Genomic DNA, 1,681 nt, shown 5'->3' on the forward strand with positions numbered 1-1,681 from the left:
GCATGACCAGTATCAAGTAACACAACATTCTCAGCAAATTCCTTCAAAGCATATTGTTGGCAAACCTTAGTACTAAGCTTTCCATAATTAATATCCTCAGAAGGTACCTTCAAAACAACAACGCCTGTCTTATCAAGTTGCTCTCTTATACTATCAGACAAGCTCTCCTTAGCAAGCTTACAAGATCCAGAAAAAGCACCAAGTTCATCATCATTTCTTTCACCTTGAATATCAGCTACTCCACATCTTGCACTAATGCTAAGTCTTGGTCCAAATGCTGGGCAACGTAAAACACACATAGAGCATCCATTACCATATCTTAAACAATTCCCCATTGGTCCTGTTGTACCTGTTGTTTCAATAAATACATCACCTTTAACAAAGCTTCCATCGCTTAGTAAAATTCCATTAATTCTATTATTTTCAAAATCAACATCTGTTACCCTTGTCTCCATATGAAGGTTAATTCCCTTATCTATTAAATAATCTCTAACTACACCTTCAATTTTATTTACATCATACAAAGTTGCATGTTTATGTCCTGGAAAATCTATATTAGCATGTCTAGCACATTTATCTGTTAACTTAATTAAATCTCCTCCACCTAATGCAATTAACTCTTCTGAAGCTGTATAACGTCCGTTGTTTCTCATTATTCCACCAACATTACCAAGTCCAAGTAAAAGATCTGTTTTTTCATAAATATGGACTTCTGCTCCAGCTTTTTTAGCACTCAAAGCTGCGGCACATCCAGACCAGCCTCCACCAACTATTATAACCTTCATCATATTAATCTCCTCCCCTCAAATATAGCTCTTGGACTAGCTTGTACCTTACAGAATCTCTTTACTCTATGTCCTGAAAATCTTGCTGTGCACGCTCCACATACCCCTTCACCACAACACATCTTAAAATTATTACAACATGATAAATCAATATCTTGCCTATCTAGAGAATCTAAATATTCGATGACATTATAAGTTAATATATCTGCTCCAGCAATGTGGATTAAAGATATATTATTATAGCCAATTATTGATTTTATAGCCACCTTAGCTTCAGGAGATAGCTTACCTTTTTCAATTAAATTCATTTCTTGAGGAACAATATTTAGCTTATCTAACCATTCAGATACGTATACATCATTAAACGGTTGCTTATCAACAAGTACAGTAACATTGTTATCATTTTGAACTAGTTTCTTAATTACAGGTACCATAGGAGCCATTCCAATACCTCTTGCAATTACTAAAACCTCATTATTTTTTTGTTTTCTTATGTTTTTTAAACCAAATACACCATTCCAATAAGGTCCCCTAATAGTTATTTCTCCTCCAGATTCAATATTTAATAATTGTTTAGTTTTGACACCTCTTATTTCTATCATTATTGAAATAATATTTGTATCAATATTAGAATCTAATATTGAAATAGGCACATCAAAATAAACATTTTCATCACTTCTTATAAATATAAAGCTTCCTGGCTTTGCTAGGTCTATTGCTAATTTATGTGGTGCTTCAAATTTAATTAAAAGCACATCATCTTGACATAGCACTTTTTCAGATACTTTGCAGGTATAAGCCTTTCTTTGCTCCTTAGCTTTATTACCATTATTATGAAGTTCTTGATAAATACAAACTCCATTCCAATTTAAACAATCACAAAAATGACTACCTTG

Annotated in this window: 2 protein-coding genes; both read right to left on the reverse strand. The window is 33.0% G+C overall.

Annotated elements, in window-relative coordinates; genetic code table 11:
- A partial coding sequence (locus I4V63_RS15435; protein ID WP_196002106.1) for an FAD-dependent oxidoreductase occupies positions 1–785 on the reverse strand: 785 nt, incomplete at its 3' end.
- The coding region (locus I4V63_RS15440; RefSeq protein ID WP_196002107.1) for a sulfide/dihydroorotate dehydrogenase-like FAD/NAD-binding protein at positions 785–1,681 on the reverse strand (897 nt) is incomplete at its 5' end. The genes I4V63_RS15435 and I4V63_RS15440, both read right to left, overlap by 1 nt.

It is taken from the genome of Clostridium sp. 1001271B_151109_B4 (assembly GCF_015670405.1).
In the GTDB taxonomy this organism is placed as follows: domain Bacteria; phylum Bacillota; class Clostridia; order Clostridiales; family Clostridiaceae; genus Clostridium.